Raw genomic sequence first — 18,588 nt, 5'->3', positions numbered from 1 at the left:
ATAAAATACCCTGCATCGGTCGGTGAAATCTGCGGAACCGGCGAGGCAAGCACTTGGGGTACCCAGGGCACGGTATGTTTGGTAGCCTGATTCTCCTTTCCTTATGACTTCTTCCACCTTTCGGCACTTCGCGCAACGCTTTTTCGCGCCCGCTTTTGTGGGTGATGTTTGGCTCGGCCCTACTGCTTGCCCAGCCGCTTACCTGGAGTGTGCAGCTGCCCCCGCAGTTTTGGGTGCGCCAGTCTTTGCTGCTCCTGCTGTGGGTAGCCCTGTTTTATTTTAATGCGCAGGTGGCGGTGCCGCGCTTGTTATTTCGGGGGCACACGGGCTGGTTTATTGCGGTGCTGGCTGCTTCGTTGGTGGCGGTGCTGGCGCTCAACTCACTTATCGAAAACCTGCTGCATCTGCCCGAGCTGATGCATAAAGCGTTTCACCCAGATGGCAGCCCGTCGCGGCGCCGGTCGTCGGCGGGGTGGTTCGATATGGGCACGCTGCTGATTTCGATGCTGGTGCTGGGCATCAGTACAAGCGTGGCAGTGGTGCGCAAGTGGCAAAACGACGCGCAAATCCGGCGCGAGTTGGAGCAGCAGCAAACCACCGCCGAGCTGTCGTTTCTGAAAGCGCAGATCAACCCGCACTTCTTTTTTAATACGCTTAACAACATCTACGCCCTCACGGTGGTGAACGGTGAGCTGGCCCGGCAGGCCATTCACACGCTTTCGCGCATGATGCGCTACGTGCTCTACGAAACCCAGTCTAGCACTACCCTGCTTAGCCAGGAGGTATCCTTCGTGCAGGACTATATTTCGCTGATGCAACTGCGCCTGACGGATAAAGTGACCGTCACCTTCGAGCGCCCTACCCCCCTGCTGCGCGACGTACCCATTGCCCCCATGCTGCTGCTGCCGTTTGTGGAGAATGCCTTTAAGCACGGCGTGAGTGCCACCCTACCCAGCCAGATCTACATTGGCCTGCACCAGCACAACGGCACGCTCACGCTGGAGGTGCGCAACACCGTGTTCCCCGACAAGCGCCCCGCCGTAGAGGAGGTAGGCAGCGGCATTGGCCTCACCAACACCCGCCGTCGCCTCGATTTGCTCTACCCCCAGCGCTACCAGCTCAGCGTAGAAGAAGCCACGGCCGGCCACGAGTTTCGGGTATTGCTTAGCTTGGAAGTGGTGCCTAGCGTACAAGCCGTCAAGCCCCATTTGGCATCCGCGGACGCTGAATGAGCACTGAAAGACCAATTTCTAATTCTTACTTCTTACTTTTTACTTGAAAACCCTCCGTTGCATTGCCGTTGATGATGAGCCGCTGGCCCTGGGGCTGGTGTGCGCGTTTGTGGAGCAAACGCCTTTCCTAGAGCTGGTAGGCCGCTACAGCAGCGCCGTGGAAGCCTTGCAGGGCCTGCACCAGCTACCCGACATCGACCTGATTTTCCTGGACATCCAAATGCCCGACCTCAGCGGCCTAGAGCTGGCACGGGTGCTCGACCGGGGCCGGCCGGGCACGGGGCCGCGCATCATTTTCACTACCGCCTACAACCAGTTTGCCCTGGATGGCTACCGCGTCGATGCGCTGGACTACCTCGTAAAGCCGTTCAACTACGAGGAGTTTTTGCGGGCGGCCACCAAGGCCCACGCCTATGCTACGCTTGCGCAGCCAACTGCCCTACCCGCCGCCCCACCCGAGCCCGAGGAAGAGTACCTCTTTCTGAAAATTGAATATCAATTGGTGCGCGTGGCCTTCCAGGACATACTCTATATAGAAGGACTGAAGGACTATGTGAAGGTGCATCTCACGGGTGACGCGCGGCCCCTGCTCTCGCTCACCAGCCTGAAGGTGCTGGAAGAAAAGCTGCCCGCCCGGCGCTTCATGCGCATTCACCGCTCTACCATTGTAGCCCTGGATAAAATCCGGGCCGTGACGCGCAACTCGGTGCAGATTGAGGACCAGACGCTGCCCGTGAGTGACCAGTACAAGGAGGCCTTCACGCAGTTTTTGAGTCGTTGGACGTAGGGGCGGGGCAACTTCCTACCCCGTACGGCCCGTAGGGTAGGAAGATTACTCGTTTTCTTTTCGCACCCTATGACTTCTCTCCGCGATAAAATCAGCGACCTAGCCGAGCGGGCCGACGACTTTTTGACACGCACTCGCCAGCGCCTGGGTATGCTGGCGCCGTTGCAGCTGCTTCCCTACCGCAGTTACGGCACCCCCAACCGCCTCTACGTGAAGGGCCGCCTACTCACCGACAAAGGCATCACCGAGCCCGACTCCAACGACTCGCGCCTCCACAACCTGCTGAACATGTACCGGCGCTTTGATAGCGACGAAATTCGCGGCGCGCAGGTTATCGTGCGGGCGGCCGATGGCGTTGAGCACCCGGTTCTGACGGACGATGAGGGCTACTTTACGGTGAACCTGGCCCCCGAGCGCCTGCCCGAGCCCATCGACTACCTCTGGTACCCGGTAGACACGCTGCTACAACAGGTGCCGGCGCCCTTCACGCTCCCCGATGGCCTTCGCGCCCAGGCCCATGTGCTCATCCCACCCGACGACGCCGAATACGGCATTATCTCCGATCTGGATGATACCGTCATTCAGACTTCTGCTACGCACTTGCTGCGTATGGCGCGCACAGTGTTGCTGCGCAATGCCCGCTCGCGCCTACCCTTCAAGGGGGTAGCCGAGTTCTATAGGCAGCTACAGCTAGGCCGCAATGGCAAGCGCAACAACCCCTTTTTCTACGTCAGCAGTTCGCCCTGGAATTTGTACGATTTACTGGAAGATTTCCTGCACCTCAACGATATTCCGCCCGGCCCGCTCCTGCTGCGTGATATGGGCCTAAAACGCGCCGATAAAAAAGCTGAGTCGGCGCACCATGGCCACAAGCTCAAGGAAATCGACAACCTGCTGCTCACCTACCCCAAGCTGCCTTTCGTGCTTATCGGCGACTCGGGCCAGGAAGATGCCAACATCTACCGGGAGGTGGTGCGCCGCCACCCCGGCCGCGTGCTGGCCATCTACATCCGCGACGTGCAGCTTCCCAACCGTGCCCAATTAGTAGAAAAAGTATCCGACGACCTGCGCGACGAAAACGTGGAAATGCTGCTAGTACAGGATACCGTGCAAGCCGCCGAGCACGCCGCCGCCCATAACCTCATCTTTACCGAAGCCATTCCCGCCGTCGAAAGCGAAAAGCAAAAAGACGAAACAGCGGAGGAGTAGGTGGTGAAGTAGTGAGATGGTGAAGTGGTGAAGTAAAAAGCGTCTGTCATCCTGAGCTTGCGAAGGACCTTATCACGGTAGAACGACAAGTGTAACAACGACTTGTTCAACTGGCATAAGGTCCTTCGCAAGCTCAGGATGACAGACGCTTTTTACTTCACCACTTCACCATCTCACTACCTATTCATTATTCGTGTGGTCGGCTACAATCACCCACTGGCCTTTCACTTGTCGAAAAACCAATAAGAAGTGCCCGCCTATGTCGCCGGCGGTGGGGCGGGTCAGGTGCCAGCGGCCTACCACGTGGGCAGCCTGAGGGCCATCAGGGGTGATGTGGAGGTCGGAAAAAGCGAGTTGGCCCATAGCAGCAGCATCGGGGTAGCCGCGACGGTAGTTGTCGAGGGTTTGCTGCCAGCCGTAGGTAGGACCCTTACGCCCCAAGAATACCAAAGAATCGGAGCGCCAGTAGCCCTCCATAAAGGCGGGTATGTCGCCGCGGTTCCAGGCGGCGGCTTGGGTGGTGAGCACCTGCCGGATGGGCCCCTGTACAGCGGCGGGGCGTGTGGTGGCACAGGCCGTTAGCAGGAGCATCATGCAGCCCCCGGATAAGTTCTTTGTCATTGGGTTTAGAAATGGACTACGGAAAATCCAGTCCGCCATGCTTTTGCGGTCGGAAAATAGTAGTACTATTATAGGCAAACTATTGAATCTACTTCATCTTTCCACTTCCAATCCCCTCATTCAATGGCAAAACCAAATCCCACCCCCCCTACCTCCCCCGAATCGAGGCGCAAATTTCTCCAACAAGGCGCCGTTGCGGCTGCTAGCTTCATGATTGTACCCCGCTTCGTACTGGGTGGCAAGGGCTACGTCGCCCCCAGCGACCGGCTGGTTGTAGCTGGTATCGGTGTAGGTGGCAAGGGCGAAAGCGACATCATGAACTTCTCGAAGAGCGGTAAGGCAGATATTGCCTACCTCTGCGACGTAGATGATCAGCGCGCTGCTAAAACGATTAAGTCGTTCCCAAAGGCCAAGTACTACAAGGATTGGCGCCAGATGCTCGACAAAGAGCACAAGCACATTGATGCTGTTTCGGTGTCTACCCCCGACCACAACCACGCCGCACCGGCTATGGCGGCCATGCAGCTGGGCAAGCACGTGTATGTGCAGAAGCCGCTTACCCACGACATCTACGAGGCCCGCGCCCTCACCGAGGCAGCGCGTAAGTACAAAGTAGTAACACAGATGGGCAACCAGGGCGCTTCCAACGACGGTGCCCGCCTACTGCGCGAGTGGTACGACGCTGGCCTGCTCGGCGACGTGCATACCGTATACTGCTGGACCGACCGCCCCGTGTGGCCCCAGGGCATTGCCTGGCCCGACAAAGCTGCTCCCGTGCCCTCTACCCTCGACTGGGACCTGTGGCTGGGCACGGCGCCCAAAGAAAACTACATCGAGAAGCTGGTTCCCTTCAACTGGCGCGGCTGGTGGGAATACGGCACCGGCGCCCTCGGCGACATGGGTTGCCACCTTGTAGAAGCTCCGTTCCGGGTACTGGACCTAGGTTATCCCAAGTCGGTAGCGGCTAGCGTGGGTAGCGTGTACGTGGATGAGTTTAAGCGCGGCTACTTCCCCAAGAGCTGCCCGCCTTCCAGCCACGTAATTCTCAAATTCCCGAAAACGGCCAAGACCAAGGGCGATATCACCCTGCACTGGATGGATGGTGGCATTCAGCCCGAGCGCCCCGCCGAGCTAGGCCCCAACGAGGTATTTGGCGACGGCGGCAACGGTATCCTATTTATCGGCGACAAAGGCAAGATGATGGCCAGCACCTATGCCGAGAATCCGCGTCTGCTGCCTACCTCCCTCACGGCTACCACCAAAGTACCCGAGAAATTTGCCCGCGTACCCGGCGGCGCCAATGGTCACTACGCCCAGTGGGTAGAGGCCGCCATTGCTGGCCACGGCAAAAAAGAGGTTAGCTCGCCTTTCGACATTGCTGGCCCGCTCACCGAAACGCTGCTGATTGCCAACCTGGCCGTGCGCGGCTACGACGTGCAAACGCCCAAAGCCGACGGCAAAGGCTTCAACTACCCCGGCCGCAACGTAGAGCTGATATGGGATCCTAAGCAGTTGAAAGTAACCAACCTGGACGCTGTGAATCAGTTTGTGAAGCGCGACTACCGCCAGGGCTGGAAGCTGGGCGCATAACCTGTCATTCCGAGTGTAGCGAGGAATCTGAGTAAACCTATTGCTTGTAATAAAAAGATGCCGTTTTTCTGCGGGCTGGAGCACAAGTAGCAAGTTTACTCAGATTCCTCGCTACACTCGGAATGACAAACAAAAAAGCCGGACCTATGGTCCGGCTTTTTTGTTTGTCTACTCCTCCATCAACTCCTTCACATAGACCGACCCGCGCAGCGCCCGCATCCGGCGCACCACGCGCTGCTGCTTGGCGCGGGCCTGGGGGCCGGGGTTGCTGGCCCGGAAGCGTAGCGGATTGGGTAGCACGCCGGCCAGCAGCGCGGCCTCGGCCTGCGTGAGCTTGCTGGCCGATTTGTGGAAATACTGCTGTGAGGCGGCTTCCACCCCAAACATACAGTCGCCCATCTCGGCCACGCTCATGTACATTTCCATGATGCGTCGCTTGTTCCATAGCACCTCAATCAGCACCGTAAAGTAGGCCTCGGCGGCTTTGCGCACGTAGCTGCGGCCATGCCACAGAAATACGTTTTTGGCCACTTGCTGCGAGATGGTGCTACCCCCTACCAGCTTACTGCCTCCCTCCCAGTTGTGCTTGGCAGCCTGCCACAGCGCGCCGCCATCGAAGCCGTGATGCACCAGGAAGCGCTGGTCCTCGGCGGCTACCAGGGCTAGCGGCACGTTGGGCGATACTTCGTCCAACGAACAGAACGTGTAGCGAATCTGCCGGTCGCCCTCGGGGCGGATGCCGTAGTAGCCGCGGCCGATAGGCGGGTGCGCGCGGCGCTCCAGCATAATCCAGGTGGCGGGCGGTGCCACCCAGCGGTACACCAGCACCCAGGCCACCGAAGCCAGAAACAAAGCCGCTGCTACTTGTAGCACGATGCGCCCTGTGCGGCGCGCTAGTTGTGTATAATCCGCCACTACCGACGAGAATTCCGTTTAATGCCTACCAGCGTCCACCGGACACCAGCGCAAAAGTAGGCGATTTGCGTTGCCGATGGCCGCTGTTTTCAATTTTCCGGTACCTTTCGGTTCTTATCTTCCTTGCTTGTATGGCACGTCTGTTGGCCTTGTTTCCGTTGAATTTGATAGTTTTTCCGGGGGAAAAGCTGAATCTACACATCTTTGAGCCCCGCTACCGGCAACTGGTGCGCGACTGCATCGAGGAGGGTATCACCTTCGGTATTCCGCCCTACTTAAATAACAGCGTGGGCCAACTAGGCACCGAAGTGAAATTGCTGGAAGTGGAGAAGGTGTATCCCTCCGGCGAGATGGACATTCGGACGCAAGGCGTGGGCGTATTCCGCATTCGGGAGTTCTATCGTCAGGCTCCCAACAAGTTATATGCCGCTGGCAAGATAGAGGATATTCAAGACGATGCCGTGGGCGACCCCGTGCTGCAAGAGCGCATCTCGGAGCAGGTACGCCGTCTCTACGACATCCTGGGCCTGCGCAAGCTCCTGCTCGACCTCCCTACCGACTACCGTATTTTCGATGTAGCCCATCATTTGGGCATGAGCCAGACACAGGAATACCAATTGCTGGCCGCCACCAGCGAACTGGAACGCCAAGAACTCGTGCGCGAACACCTCGACCAAACCCTACCCGTACTCATGGAAACCGAGCGCCTGAAAGACCGCGCCCGGCTGAACGGTCATTTCAAAAACCTTACGCCGCCCAACTTCTAATCACAGATGGTGCAGGTTAGCTGGATTTCGCGGCTTCTTCGCAACTTCGATTTCAAGTACCTGATTTCGAAATGTCCGCGCGGTTCGCTTCATCATTGAAAAGGAAGTGAAAGCCGCATCAGAAAAACAAGTCAGATAAGAACCTTCATGGCTCCTCCTCTCCCTTTATAAGAGATGGGGTGGAGGGGTGAGGTGAACCAGCCGCGTAGTACTACCGTGCCCTGGAACGCAAAATGTTACGCTTCCACTCCGTACTTGGTGGCGCTGTTTTGCGTACCCGTAGTATGTCTTTCACTTTCTTTCTGGTGTATGCGCTGGTTGGCTTGGCCGGCGCAACTGCCCTGTGGCTGCTGTATCGCTATGGGCAGGAACGCCGCTACCGGCGTCAGCCCTACGTATCTTCTACTGCCCGTGCGGGAGCGGCTGCCCCTACCCCATCTAAAACGCCGGCCTACAGTATCGCGCTGGTAGGCGACCTGGGCGCCGTAGCCACCAACGGCCGCGACCCGGTGATTAACCTACTGCAAGACTGGCAGCAACAAACGGGCGAAGCAGGAGCAGTAGTTATTCTGGGCGATAATATCTACCCTACCGGTCTGCCGGCCCCTACCCACCCCGGCCGCGCCGATGCCGAGCACCGCCTCAACGCCCAGTTGGACGCCCTGCGGCCGTTTGCGGGACGTGTAATATTCCTCAGCGGCAACCACGATTGGAACAAAGGTCGCCGCGACGGCTACGAATACCTGCTGCGCCAGGAGGCCTACGTGCGCGACCACTTACCCACAGCGCACTACCTACCCGCCCGCGGCTGCCCCGGCCCCGCTACCCTGCAACTTCCTGGCAATGTGTTGTTGGTGGTGCTGAACACGCAATGGTGGGTACAACATGGCACGCGCCCCTTAGGTGAGGCCTACGGGTGCACGGCCACTACCAGCCGGGAGCCGTTTGAGCAGCTGCGCCAAGTGCTGGCGGCCAACCAACACCAGCGCATTGTGGTAGCGGGGCATCACCCGCTGTATTCCAATGCCATGCATGGTGGCCAGTTTACCACCAAGCAGCATGTGTTTCCGCTGCTGGCGGTGCACAAGAAGGCTTATTTGCCTCTACCCGTGGTGGGGTCGTTGTTTCCGGCGTACCGGCGGGTGGTAGGCGCGGCCGAGGACATGGCCCACCCGCGCTACCGTGCCATGCGGCGGCGCTTGCTTCGGGTGCTGCGTGATTTTCCCAACATCATCTACGCCGCTGGCCACGACCACAACCTGCAATATTTCCAGCGGCGCGGCGGGCATTATCTGGTGAGTGGCTCGGGTAGCAAAACGGCTTTCGTGCAGAAGGGAGGCAAAGCTACCTTCACGCACGAGCACAAAGGCTTCTTCGTGATAGAGTTTTATGCCAACGGCGAAGCCTGGCTGCGCACCTTGGAGCCCGGCAACCAGACGGGCGCAGTGCGCGCCACCGAGCCCTTCCGAAGCCGCCTGTATACTGCCGCCGCTCCGAGCGAAGCCGTAGCGCCTACCCCTGCCGCGGCGTCAGCACGCGCAGGCTCTGCGGGCTGATTTCAATGGTGATAGGCAGTTCCAATTCCAGAGGCTCGCCGTCTACTTGCACCAGGGCCTTTTCATGCCCTGGCACACGAATAGTAGCCCGCCGACACGATAGGCGCCGGGTGTAATCCGAGGTGTCGAATGCCTGCGTGTATAGGCGGTAGAGTAAGCCCGGCGCAGCCTCGGCCGGAAAGGGCGCCACCAAACAGATTTCAAACTTTCCGTCATCTAACCGGCTATTGGGGTTGATAACGACGTTGCTACCGAAGGTGTTGGCGTTGGCAATGGTCAGCATAAACGCTTCCGTCTCTACCTCTTCCTCGTCGGTTTCGATGCGGTAGCGCAACGGTTCGTACTCCCCATACTCAGCCAGCGCGATGCGCACGTAGGCACCCGGCCCGCGCGTATCGCCCTCGCAGAACTTTTTCACTACTAAAGCATTGAAACCCAGGTCGGCTAGGTGGGCGGAGAATTGGCCATTGACACGCACTGTGTCAATGGCCTGCACTTCGTGGTCCCAGATCAGCTCCAGCGCTTCATCCGTGTCTTGCGGAATATGCAAGTCTTTGGAGAGGCCATTGCCTGATCCCATGGGTAGGATGCCCAATATGGAATCCGTAGTCAGCAAAGCTTCAGCCACCAGTTTCACAGTACCATCACCGCCCACAGCAAATACGGCGTCGTAGCGCTGCCTGGCCAGGTGCTGGGTCAGCTTTTGCAGGTCATCCTCGCCAGTCGTGTGCCAGAACGCGGCCGTGCGGCCGTGCTCGGTACAGGTTTGCTGCAAGGTAGTTTCCAATTTATCCTTGTCAATATCACCGGAAACGGGATTCAGCACAAACAGCAAGTGACGCAGTTGCTCAGCCATAACGGGCGCTATTGCTTCAGATTGGAGGGTACGCCCTGGGGAAACTCGGCGGCAATTTCTTCCTGCAAGTGCCCAATGCGGTTGCTGGGGTTGGGGTGCGTGCTCAGGAACTCGGGCGGGTTGCTGCCCCCGGCTTTCTGGTCCAGAATCTCCATCACCTTGATCATAGAGCGAGGGTCGTACCCGGCCTGGGGTGTGAAATCGACGGCCAGCTTATCGGCTTCCAATTCATCGTCGCGGCCGTAACGCAGGGTCAGGAGCTTGGAAATGGCGGCGGCTACGGCTCCACCTGCGGCCGTGGCCGGACGGTCGGGGTCGTATGCAGCAATGGCGGCGGCCCCGCTCAGGCCTTGTGTGAGCTTGGACTTCGCTACCTGCTCGGCCGAGTGCCGGCCTACCACGTGCCCTACCTCGTGGGCCAGCACGCCGGCCAGCTCCCCTTCGGAAGTCAGGCTGCGTAACAGACCTTCGGTGATAAACACCTGCCCGCCGGGCAGCGCAAAGGCATTAATGGTTTTCGGATCGGCCAGCAAGTGAAACTGAAACTTGTAGGGCGTCTGGCCGGCCTTGGTGCTACTGATAATCTTTTCTCCTACGCGCTCCACTACGGCCCGCGCCTGCGCATCCTGCGATAGGCCGCCGTACTGTTGGGCCATTTGGGGCGCGGCTTGCAGGCCCAGGGCAATTTCCTCGTCGGTGGTCATGGCCACGTGCTGCGTTTCGCCGGTCACCTCGTTGGTGGTGGAGTTGCAGTAATAGGTGATGAATGCGGATAGGGCCAGCACAGCGGCGACCACATAGCGCAGAAGTCCTCTCATGGTATAGGGCAGTAAAAAGGGAGTGAGTAGGCCGATTGGTAGGCCTGATTGGGCTTACTAACGATGGCCGGCACGCAGGGTTGCTTTCGGCTATATAGCCAAATTCTGTTTGTTCACGTATCAGGTCAAAATAGACTCTCCCGTCTTCCTATTCTACCATTTCAACTCTCCCTTCTCATGAATCAGAAACGCACGTTCGGCACTATCCTCACGGTTCTAGGCATCGTTGGTATCATCATTGGCGCCATGGGCTTCCTTGGCGTTGGCGGTATTGGCTTAGGCAAGATGAACTCTTTTGTTCCCTTCCTGGTGGGCCTGATTTTCTTTTTTGCCGGCATCAACCTGGTAAAAACAACCAGCGACCGGGCCTAACTGCTTCCACCCCAATAAGCAACGACGCCCCGCGGCCAATTGGCCGCGGGGCGTCGTTGCTTATCAGCATAATTATAACGCTATTGTCCGGCTACTACCCTACCCGTAGTGCCGGCAAAGGCCAGCACGGCGGGCTCTAGGTTCAGCCAGTTGGAGGCGTAGCTGGCCTGAGCAGGCCCGTGTGCATACACCACGGAGCCGTTTTTGATGGCCCGAATAATGTCCGACGACTCGCCCACGGGTAGAGCGGGGCAGCCCTGGCTGCGGCCCAACCGGCCATGCTGCCGGACAAAATCCTCACTCACATAGCTGGCACCGTGTACTACCACGGCTCGGTTGTAGGCGTTGGTATTATAATTCGTATCGAGGCCGTGCAGCTTCAGCGACAGGCCGTGCTTGCCCTGGTAGGTGCGCCCGGTGCGGTAGAATCCCAGGCTGCTCATTTCGGAGCCTTCGCGGTTGGAAAAGGTGCGCGCAAGGTCTTCGCCGGTGTTTTTGCCATGCGCTACCAGGGTGCGGAACAGCAGGCGCTGTTTTTCCAGATCAATGACCCAAAACCGTTGTGCCTTGCTCGACTGGCTGAAATCGATAACCGTGAGCACGTGCTGGTCGGGTGCGATTTTGCCTTGTTGGCGCAGGTTGTAGAATCCAATCAGCGCCTCGCGGAACACCAAGACGGGTAGGCCAGAAGTCACCAAACCACTCTGGGCGTAGCTTTGCAAAATATGTTGCTCGAAGGCAGCTGTGGCCAGGGCGCGGGAAGATGGCGCCTCTACGACCACCGCAGTAGGGGCCGGGGCGGCCGCTACGGGCGCGCTGTTGGTGGGCAGAAACGAGAGAGCGGACAAGAGCAGGCTAGCGCTAACAGTCGGCAGGTAGGACATAGGCTGTGAGTAGTCGAGATGAACAGATATCGGTACGCGGAGAGCTATTCCATAGAACTGGCTTGCCAAATTTAACAGAAATAGCGGAACTACACCCAGCCTACCCCCGTAGCAGGCCGATTAAATCTGCGTTACTTTGCGTTCTGCCGAGCTATTCACCCTGCTCTTTCTGCCTAAATTTCTATTGCGTTTTCTATGCTCCCTACCCTTCGCCGCCTGTTTGCCTTTGCTGTTTGCCTGGTGCTGCTGAGTGCGTGCGGGCACGATTTGCGCGCTATTCCGGGCTTCGATGCGGCGGCGTGGCGGCAGGATGCTTATGCCTGTCGTAACCAGCGTGCTGCCCTACTCCCCGCCCTGCTTCAGCACCGCGACCTGCTCTACGACACCCGCACCGACGCCATCGACGCCCTGCTGGGCCACCCCGACGAAAACGAGTTGAGCGAACAAACCGAGAAGATTTACATCTATTACGTGGCGCCTGGCGCCCAGTGTGAGCCGCGCCACCCGCGCTCGGCAGCCAGCAAACTGCGTCTGCGCTTCAGCCCAACGGGCGTCGTGAGCGAGGTACTCTACCAGCCGTAACGGCCTTTCCTACCCTCTATCAACAACGAAGGGCGGCTGCATCATCTGATGCGGCCGCCCTTCGTTTATATTGGTCAATTGACAGATGGCTTAGCCTACCCCACCCATGCTGGGGTCGCGCTTGGGCTGCTGGTCTTTCTTCTGCTCCTCGCGCAAGGCCATCAGCTGAGACGGCGACAGAATGCGGCTGCATTCCGTTTCGTATTGTGCCTGCAACTCCAGGGTTTCCGCCTGCTGCTGGGCCACGTTATCGCGGGTCTGCCACTGAATCTCGTCGAGGCGGGTGAGCTTGATGCGGTTTACCTCGCGTAGGCGCATATACTGGCCTTCATTGAGGTGCAGGGTAGTCGCCATAGCACGCGTCAGGGCCTCTACCCGTTCGGCAGGGATTTCATTGGTGCCAGGCAGTTCCGCCAGTAGGCTCTGCTGCTTTTGTGCCGAGGCAGAACCAACAAGTGCACAGGTAAGCAGGAGCGTAAAGAATGCCGTTTTCATTTATTCTGAAAGAAGTATCACGGATGGTGATGTTGCCTTACTCGGAGCTTGGGCCTATAGGCTACCCTCAGTTTGCCCCTAATAATACAAATGTATGTTACTATAATTAAAGTTCATGCACTATATCGTTTTTTTTTCATAAAAAGTTACGGATACGTCCAATTCTTTTTATACAAAAGCAAAAAAGGCCGGCTTCGTGAGAAGCTGGCCTGTACGTAGTCTTAGAAATAGTGAGCAATTAGCTTACTCTACTTCTTCAATGGGCTTATGATCGGGGCTCTTATAATATTGCATTGCAATAAGTGCCACAATGCTGGCTCCCATGAAACTTTGCAAAACAATGGCTAAGAAAGCAATAACCACCGACAGGTCATATCCAAACAGGTCGCGGGCGGAAATCTGGTCCATCAGGGCCGGATTGATAGTAGCGTAGATAACGAAGAACAGGCCAAATAGCACACCGGCTACTGCACCTGTGATAATGCCTGTACCAAGACCTTGCAGGTAGGCCATGTGGTCGTCCTTGGCATACTTAAAGTGGCGGATAGCCAGGGTTACGCCAATAGACATGATAATGCCATTTAGAAAACTGAACTCGATGCGGTCTGTAAGATCAAACAAAGAAGCAACGAGGAAATAGATAATCATGGCGCCTGTGGTGTAGATGCCGTAGCGGAGGCCATTTTTTTCGGATGTTAGGCGAGTGTCACTCATGAGGGTAGGTCGAAGAGAGAGTTGAAAAGGAAGAGGTAGGTGTGCGGAACTGCTACCTAGGGTTGGCTGTTGACCAAACGCCGGGCATACGGGCCACAATCGGTCTTTTTATACTTTAATTGTCAATTGGATGTTGTGCCCAGCTACCTTTTTTAGTAGCTAGCCCAGCATTTTATAGATGTTAGCCCCGAGACGTTGCCATGGGTTATAGAAGCCTCCCGGTCAATTTGCGTATTTTCGCGGGTCGTTGCGGTGCCCGGCGCACCTTCACATTGTTACTTCGTTTTCTACTACTGCATGATTAGTACCTCCAACGTGAGCCTGCGCTACGGCAAGCGCGTGCTGTTTGAAGATGTCACCATCAAGTTTATGCCCGGCAACGTGTATGGCCTCATTGGGGCCAACGGTGCGGGCAAGTCTACCTTCCTAAAAATCCTGTCGGGCGAGATTGAGCCCAATACCGGCTCGGTGGATATGCCCAAGGGCGCCCGCCTCTCGGTGCTGAAGCAGGACCAGTTTGCGGCCGACGCCTTCCCGGTGCTCCAAACCGTGATTATGGGTCACACGCGCCTGTGGAAGGTGATGGAAGAAAAAGACGCCATCTACGCCAAGGCCGATTTCTCGGACGCCGACGGTGAGCGGGCCGCCGAGCTGGAAGGCGAGTTTGCCGACCTAGAAGGCTGGAACGCTGAGTACGAAGCCGCTGAGCTGCTCTCCGGCCTGGGCATTTCGGAAGACAAGCACCAAACCCTGATGGGCGACCTGGGCACCTCCGATAAGGTGCGCGTGCTGCTGGCCCAGGCCCTCTTCGGTAACCCCGACGTGCTGCTGCTGGACGAACCCACCAACGGCCTCGACGCCGAAACCGTGCTGTGGCTGGAGAATTTCCTCGATTCCTTTCAGAACACAGTAATCGTAGTGAGCCACGACCGCCACTTCCTGGACGCCGTGTGCAACTACATGGCCGACCTAGACTTCTCGAAAATCACCATGTACCCCGGCAACTACTCGTTCTGGTACGAGAGCAGCCAGCTGGCTTTGCGTCAGCGCCAGGAGGTGAACAAGAAGACGGAGGATAAGCGCAAGGAGCTGGAGGAGTTTGTGCGCCGCTTCTCGGCCAACGCCTCCAAATCCAAACAGGCTACTTCGCGCCAGAAGCTGCTGCAAAAGCTGACGCTGGAAGAAATCAAGCCTTCGTCGCGCAAGTATCCCTATATCGCCTTCAAATCGGAACGCGAGGCAGGCAACCAGCTGCTGACGACGGAAGACCTGGCGGCCTCGATAGACGGCCGCTCTATTTTCCGCAACGTGTCCTTTACGCTCGACAAGGGCGATAAGGTAGCCATTGTGAGCCGCGACGACCGGGCGGCTTCGCTGCTGTTTGATATTCTGTTCGAGCAGGTGAAAGCCGATAAGGGCAAATTCAACTGGGGCACCACCATCACGCCCAGCTACTTCCCCAAGGAAAACACTGAGTTCTTCGACACCGACCTGAACCTGGTGGATTGGCTGCGGCAGTATTCCACGGAAAAGGACGAGTCGTTTATCCGCGGGTTCTTGGGCCGCATGCTGTTCTCGGGCGAGGAGTCGCAGAAGAAATCCAATGTGCTAAGCGGGGGCGAGAAAGTGCGCTGCATGCTCTCCAAGATGATGATGGAAGCCGGCAACGTGCTGGTGCTCGACGACCCCACGAACCACTTGGACCTGGAAAGCATTCAGGCTCTGAACAACTCCCTGCGCGACTTTTCGGGCACGCTGCTGTTCACCTCCCACGACTTGCAGTTCATCGACACCATTGCCAATCGCATCATCGAGCTTACGCCCGACGGCATCTTGGACCGGCGCATGAGCTACGAGGAATACCTGGCTGACGACCATTTGAAGGCGCAGCGCAAGCGCATGTACCAACTTGTATCGTAATAACGTTTAGGCTCCGTATGAAAAAGCTTTTGCTCGTGCTGGGCGTGGTGGTAGGGGCCGGTTTGGCTCCTACCCTTTCCCAGGCCCAGACTACCCCCACCCCCGATACCACCCGCACGCAGCAGGCCAAGCCCCAGCTGAACACAGCCCCGCCCGGTGCGCCCGCGCGGCAGGCGCCAGCCCCTACTCCCGCGCCAGCCCGCGGCTACGAGGTAACCACGCCGGCCCCTACCCCGGCTACGCCCACGCCGCAGCCGGGCGTGCCAGCCGACCAGCCCGGCGCGCCCGTATACCGGCCGAACCCCAACAGTCCGTCGGGGTTGGAGTTCCCGCCGGGTAGCCGGGCCAGCGAGCAGCCCAAGCCTTTGCGGCGCTATTTTGTATACAGCAACTTTGGGTTGGGTTACAGCAGTTTCTATGGAGATGGTCAATTTAATATTGGGGTTGCTCCCGCTATTGGCTACCGGGTGTCAGAACGCTTTGCCATTGGGCCGGGTATCAGCTATAGTTACATTAGTGCCAACTATTCGGCCCTAACACAGTCTGTGAATGGCTACCCCGCTAAGATTCACTACCACAACGTCGGAGTGAAAGGGTTTGCACAGTTCATCGTGTACAAGCAATTCTTTCTGCATGGTGAATACGAGGTAACCCAGCTAAATGCAACAGCTACTGATTCAAATGGCAGAATCAGCAAAGGGCATCAGGTAGCCAATACCTTGTTGGGCGGTGCTGGCTACCGCACCCAGCTTGGCGACCGTTTTGCGGCGGACATTGTGATATTATACAACTTCAATGATGGCCTTGATAGTGGCGGGTATCGCAACTCTCCCTACGGGCAGCCCGAAATCCGATTCAACTTCCTGTTCGACATCGGAAAATAGTCTTTCCCGATGCCGAGCAAACACAAAAAGGCCGCTCCCGATATCGGGAGCGGCCTTTTTGTGTTTTCAGACGAGCAGCTTGTGCGCAAATCCTACACAGAGCTGCCGCGGATCAGACGCAGCAATACAGCAATGATGGCAATAACCAGCAGCACGTGAATGATGCTACCGCTTACGAAACCTCCGAAGAAGCTAATGGCCCAAATGATGACCAAAACAACGGCGATGATATACAACAGATTTCCCATGGTGGTGGAGTTAAGTTAGGGATGAATGAAGGGAGAGAGAAACACTAGGCAATCTGTCTGTTCCTGATTGGTAGCAAGAGTAAAACAGGTGCTTGTGGTCTTGTACGGGTACTTTCCCTGGAAGGATATATGCTGAAAAGAAAATTTTTTATTGCGAGAGTGCAACTACTATTTTTTGGCTGCTTGTTCGCCCCTACCATGCCTGCTACCTCCCTACTACAAGGTGGACCGGTATTTCCCGTAATTTAGCGGGCAAAGGAGGCCTGCTCACTCAGCCCTTACAGCAATTACTGCTCTGATGGGCAACTGCTTGACTTACTTGGCTCACCTCATTTTTCCCACCCACTTCTCACACTATGTTGCAAGTTGCCGTTATTGGCTCGGGCACGATGGGCAACGGCATTGCCCACGTTTTTGCCCAGCACGGATTTTCAGTTCATCTGATTGATATCAACCAGCCCGCACTAGACAAGGCGCTGGGCACCATTGGCAAAAACCTCGACCGCCAAGTAGCCAAAGGCACCCTCGCCGAGACCGATAAAACCGATACGCTCGGGCGCATCACCACCTTTACGTCCCTACCCGACGGCGTGCGCAACGCCCAGCTGGTAGTGGAAGCCGCCACCGAAAACGAGGCCCTGAAGCTGCAAATCTTCCGCGACCTAGACCAGCACGCGCCCGCCGAGGCCATTCTGGCCAGCAATACTTCGTCGATTTCCATCACCAAAATTGCGGCCGCCACCCAGCGCCCCCAGCAGGTGATTGGCATGCACTTTATGAACCCCGTGCCGGTGATGAAGCTGGTAGAGGTGATTCGGGGCTACGCTACCTCCGACGAGGTGACGGCGCAGGTGATGGACCTTGCGCGCCAGTTGGAGAAAACGCCCACGGAGGTGAACGACTACCCCGGCTTTGTAGCCAACCGCATTCTGATGCCGATGATCAACGAGGCCATCTATTCGCTGTTTGAGGGCGTGGCTGGCGTAGAGGAAATCGATACGGTGATGAAGCTGGGCATGGCTCACCCCATGGGCCCGCTGCAACTCGCCGACTTTATCGGGTTGGACGTGTGCCTGGCCATTCTGCGGGTACTGCACGACGGCCTGGGCAACCCCAAATACGCGCCCTGCCCCCTACTGGTGAATATGGTAATGGCCGGCCGACTCGGCGTGAAATCGGGCGAAGGCTTCTACACGTGGAGCCATGGCACCAAGGAGCTGGTAGTAGCCGAGCGTTTTCGCAAGTAGCTCGGTCGTGCCGCCTACCCTGTTCAAAAATTTATAGGGTAGGCGGTAGTGGCGCCCGCCCCCAAAATTACAACCCCGGTAAATCTGCCCGGCCCGCCGCCGACGTATACATAGTCGACGGCGGGCCGGGCTATTTTTAAGCTGCATAAAATGAGCCCAATATAGCTTCTGGGCCGTGTAGTTAAACTTTTTTACCTGAAATTTCCTTTCTATCGTATGATCAAGCTGCTTACTACCGCGCTCCTGCTGTTGAGCTTCTGCTACGGCAGCCTCGCCCAAAGCAAAGCGGTTAAACCCTCTACCAAGACAACCAAGAAAATGGAATTAGCAACATTTGGCGCCGGCTGCTTCTGGTGCACCGAGGCCGTTTTTCAGGACCTCGAAGGTGTGGAAAAAGTGGAATCGGGCTATGCCGGCGGGCGCATCGCCAACCCTACCTATAAGGAAGTATGCTCGGGCCTGACAGGCCACGCTGAAGTCATCAACATCACCTACGACCCCGGCAAAATCAGCTTCAAGGAGTTGCTGGAAATATTCTGGAAAACCCACGACCCTACTACCCTCAACCGCCAGGGCAACGACGTGGGCACGCAGTACCGCTCAGTGGTATATTATCACAACGACGAGCAAAAGCAACTAGCCGAGGAGTATAAGAAGAAGCTCAACGACGCCCACGCTTTCCCGAACCCTGTGGTAACGGAAATCAGCGCCGCGCCTACCTTCTACAAAGCCGAAAACTACCACCAGGACTACTACAACCTGAACGGCACCCAGCCCTACTGCCAGTTTGTAGTGAAACCGAAAGTAGACAAGGTGAAAGCCGTATTTGGCGATAAGCTGAAGAAAACCGCTTCGGCAACTAAGTAGGTCTGAACTTCGGATTTTCCGGAT

At 57.2% G+C, this 18,588-nt stretch carries 20 protein-coding genes; 12 read left to right on the top strand and 8 right to left on the bottom strand.

The features are described from left to right. The first annotated feature begins 164 nt into the window (after positions 1-164). From F1C16_RS06905 to F1C16_RS06895, 3 genes are all read left to right on the top strand, one after another. Positions 165-1,232, top strand: coding sequence for a sensor histidine kinase (locus F1C16_RS06905; protein WP_185284246.1), 1,068 nt, complete (start codon positions 165-167; stop codon positions 1,230-1,232). 43 nt (positions 1,233-1,275) lie between these two features. Beyond that, positions 1,276-2,019 (top strand): LytTR family DNA-binding domain-containing protein, encoded by a 744-nt coding sequence (locus tag F1C16_RS06900; RefSeq protein WP_185283606.1) that lies wholly within the window; start codon positions 1,276-1,278, stop codon positions 2,017-2,019. Positions 2,020-2,088: 69 nt separating this feature from the next. Beyond that, entirely contained in the window at positions 2,089-3,228 is a 1,140-nt protein-coding gene (locus tag F1C16_RS06895; protein WP_185283605.1) for an App1 family protein, read from the top strand. Positions 3,229-3,408: 180 nt separating this feature from the next. Here the strand turns inward: F1C16_RS06895 and F1C16_RS06890 are convergent, their stop codons facing one another. Further along, positions 3,409-3,822 (bottom strand): DUF4440 domain-containing protein, encoded by a 414-nt coding sequence (locus F1C16_RS06890; RefSeq protein ID WP_243900098.1) that lies wholly within the window; start codon positions 3,820-3,822, stop codon positions 3,409-3,411. 150 nt (positions 3,823-3,972) lie between these two features. Between F1C16_RS06890 and F1C16_RS06885 the strand changes: the two genes are divergently transcribed. Next, positions 3,973-5,439, top strand: a complete 1,467-nt coding sequence (locus F1C16_RS06885; protein WP_185283603.1) for a Gfo/Idh/MocA family protein — start codon at positions 3,973-3,975, stop codon at positions 5,437-5,439. Positions 5,440-5,607: 168 nt separating this feature from the next. Here F1C16_RS06885 and mtgA read toward each other — a convergent pair whose 3' ends face one another. Next, positions 5,608-6,354 (bottom strand): monofunctional biosynthetic peptidoglycan transglycosylase, encoded by a 747-nt coding sequence (mtgA, locus tag F1C16_RS06880; RefSeq protein ID WP_185283602.1) that lies wholly within the window; start codon positions 6,352-6,354, stop codon positions 5,608-5,610. 131 nt (positions 6,355-6,485) lie between these two features. On the opposite strand from mtgA, the gene F1C16_RS06875 reads away from it, so the two are divergent. Both F1C16_RS06875 and F1C16_RS06870 read left to right on the top strand, forming a co-directional pair. Beyond that, a complete protein-coding gene (locus F1C16_RS06875; protein WP_185283601.1) occupies positions 6,486-7,121 on the top strand; it encodes an LON peptidase substrate-binding domain-containing protein in 636 nt (211 codons plus the stop codon). A 284-nt stretch (positions 7,122-7,405) separates the two neighbouring features. Then, positions 7,406-8,677: a metallophosphoesterase gene (locus F1C16_RS06870; RefSeq protein ID WP_185283600.1), complete on the top strand. Its 1,272-nt coding sequence runs from the start codon at positions 7,406-7,408 to the stop codon at positions 8,675-8,677. Here F1C16_RS06870 and F1C16_RS06865 read toward each other — a convergent pair. Together F1C16_RS06865 and F1C16_RS06860 are read right to left on the bottom strand one after the other, a co-directional pair. After that, positions 8,634-9,533, bottom strand: a complete 900-nt coding sequence (locus tag F1C16_RS06865) for a diacylglycerol kinase family protein (protein WP_185283599.1) — start codon at positions 9,531-9,533, stop codon at positions 8,634-8,636. The two genes, F1C16_RS06870 and F1C16_RS06865, sit on opposite strands and share 44 nt — an antisense overlap. 8 nt (positions 9,534-9,541) lie before the next feature. Continuing rightward, complete coding sequence (locus tag F1C16_RS06860) at positions 9,542-10,351, bottom strand: M48 family metallopeptidase (protein WP_185283598.1); 810 nt, start codon at positions 10,349-10,351, stop codon at positions 9,542-9,544. A gap of 177 nt (positions 10,352-10,528) precedes the next feature. Between F1C16_RS06860 and F1C16_RS06855 the strand changes: the two genes are divergently transcribed. Next, a complete protein-coding gene (locus F1C16_RS06855) occupies positions 10,529-10,723 on the top strand; it encodes a hypothetical protein (RefSeq protein ID WP_185283597.1) in 195 nt (64 codons plus the stop codon). Positions 10,724-10,803: 80 nt separating this feature from the next. Here the strand turns inward: F1C16_RS06855 and F1C16_RS06850 are convergent, their stop codons facing one another. Continuing rightward, entirely contained in the window at positions 10,804-11,607 is an 804-nt protein-coding gene (locus tag F1C16_RS06850) for a murein L,D-transpeptidase catalytic domain family protein (RefSeq protein WP_185283596.1), read from the bottom strand. A gap of 195 nt (positions 11,608-11,802) precedes the next feature. On the opposite strand from F1C16_RS06850, the gene F1C16_RS06845 reads away from it, so the two are divergent. Next, on the top strand, positions 11,803-12,189 hold the full coding sequence (locus tag F1C16_RS06845; protein WP_185283595.1) for a hypothetical protein: 387 nt from the start codon (positions 11,803-11,805) through the stop codon (positions 12,187-12,189). A gap of 90 nt (positions 12,190-12,279) precedes the next feature. Here the strand turns inward: F1C16_RS06845 and F1C16_RS06840 are convergent, their stop codons facing one another. Then, a complete protein-coding gene (locus tag F1C16_RS06840) occupies positions 12,280-12,684 on the bottom strand; it encodes a hypothetical protein (protein WP_185283594.1) in 405 nt (134 codons plus the stop codon). Between the two features lie 243 nt (positions 12,685-12,927). Continuing rightward, positions 12,928-13,398, bottom strand: coding sequence for a DUF4199 domain-containing protein (locus tag F1C16_RS06835; RefSeq protein ID WP_185283593.1), 471 nt, complete (start codon positions 13,396-13,398; stop codon positions 12,928-12,930). A gap of 297 nt (positions 13,399-13,695) precedes the next feature. On the opposite strand from F1C16_RS06835, the gene F1C16_RS06830 reads away from it, so the two are divergent. Continuing rightward, positions 13,696-15,318: an ABC-F family ATP-binding cassette domain-containing protein gene (locus F1C16_RS06830; protein WP_185283592.1), complete on the top strand. Its 1,623-nt coding sequence runs from the start codon at positions 13,696-13,698 to the stop codon at positions 15,316-15,318. A 17-nt stretch (positions 15,319-15,335) separates the two neighbouring features. Beyond that, positions 15,336-16,202 carry a hypothetical protein gene (locus tag F1C16_RS06825; RefSeq protein WP_185283591.1) on the top strand — a complete coding sequence of 289 codons (867 nt, stop codon included), beginning with the start codon at positions 15,336-15,338 and terminating at the stop codon, positions 16,200-16,202. A 92-nt stretch (positions 16,203-16,294) separates the two neighbouring features. Here the strand turns inward: F1C16_RS06825 and F1C16_RS06820 are convergent, their stop codons facing one another. Continuing rightward, positions 16,295-16,450, bottom strand: coding sequence for a lmo0937 family membrane protein (locus tag F1C16_RS06820; RefSeq protein ID WP_185283590.1), 156 nt, complete (start codon positions 16,448-16,450; stop codon positions 16,295-16,297). 356 nt (positions 16,451-16,806) lie between these two features. On the opposite strand from F1C16_RS06820, the gene F1C16_RS06815 reads away from it, so the two are divergent. Both F1C16_RS06815 and msrA read left to right on the top strand, forming a co-directional pair. Next, entirely contained in the window at positions 16,807-17,697 is an 891-nt protein-coding gene (locus F1C16_RS06815) for a 3-hydroxyacyl-CoA dehydrogenase family protein (protein ID WP_185283589.1), read from the top strand. A gap of 318 nt (positions 17,698-18,015) precedes the next feature. Next, a complete protein-coding gene (msrA, locus tag F1C16_RS06810) occupies positions 18,016-18,564 on the top strand; it encodes a peptide-methionine (S)-S-oxide reductase MsrA (RefSeq protein ID WP_185284245.1) in 549 nt (182 codons plus the stop codon). The last annotated feature ends 24 nt before the right edge of the window (positions 18,565-18,588 follow it).

Source organism: Hymenobacter sp. NBH84 (assembly GCF_014217645.1).
Classification (GTDB): Bacteria; Bacteroidota; Bacteroidia; order Cytophagales; family Hymenobacteraceae; genus Hymenobacter; species Hymenobacter profundi.
The sequence above is the reverse complement of the archived record's forward strand: the minus strand, read 5'-3'. Positions and strand labels throughout refer to the sequence as shown.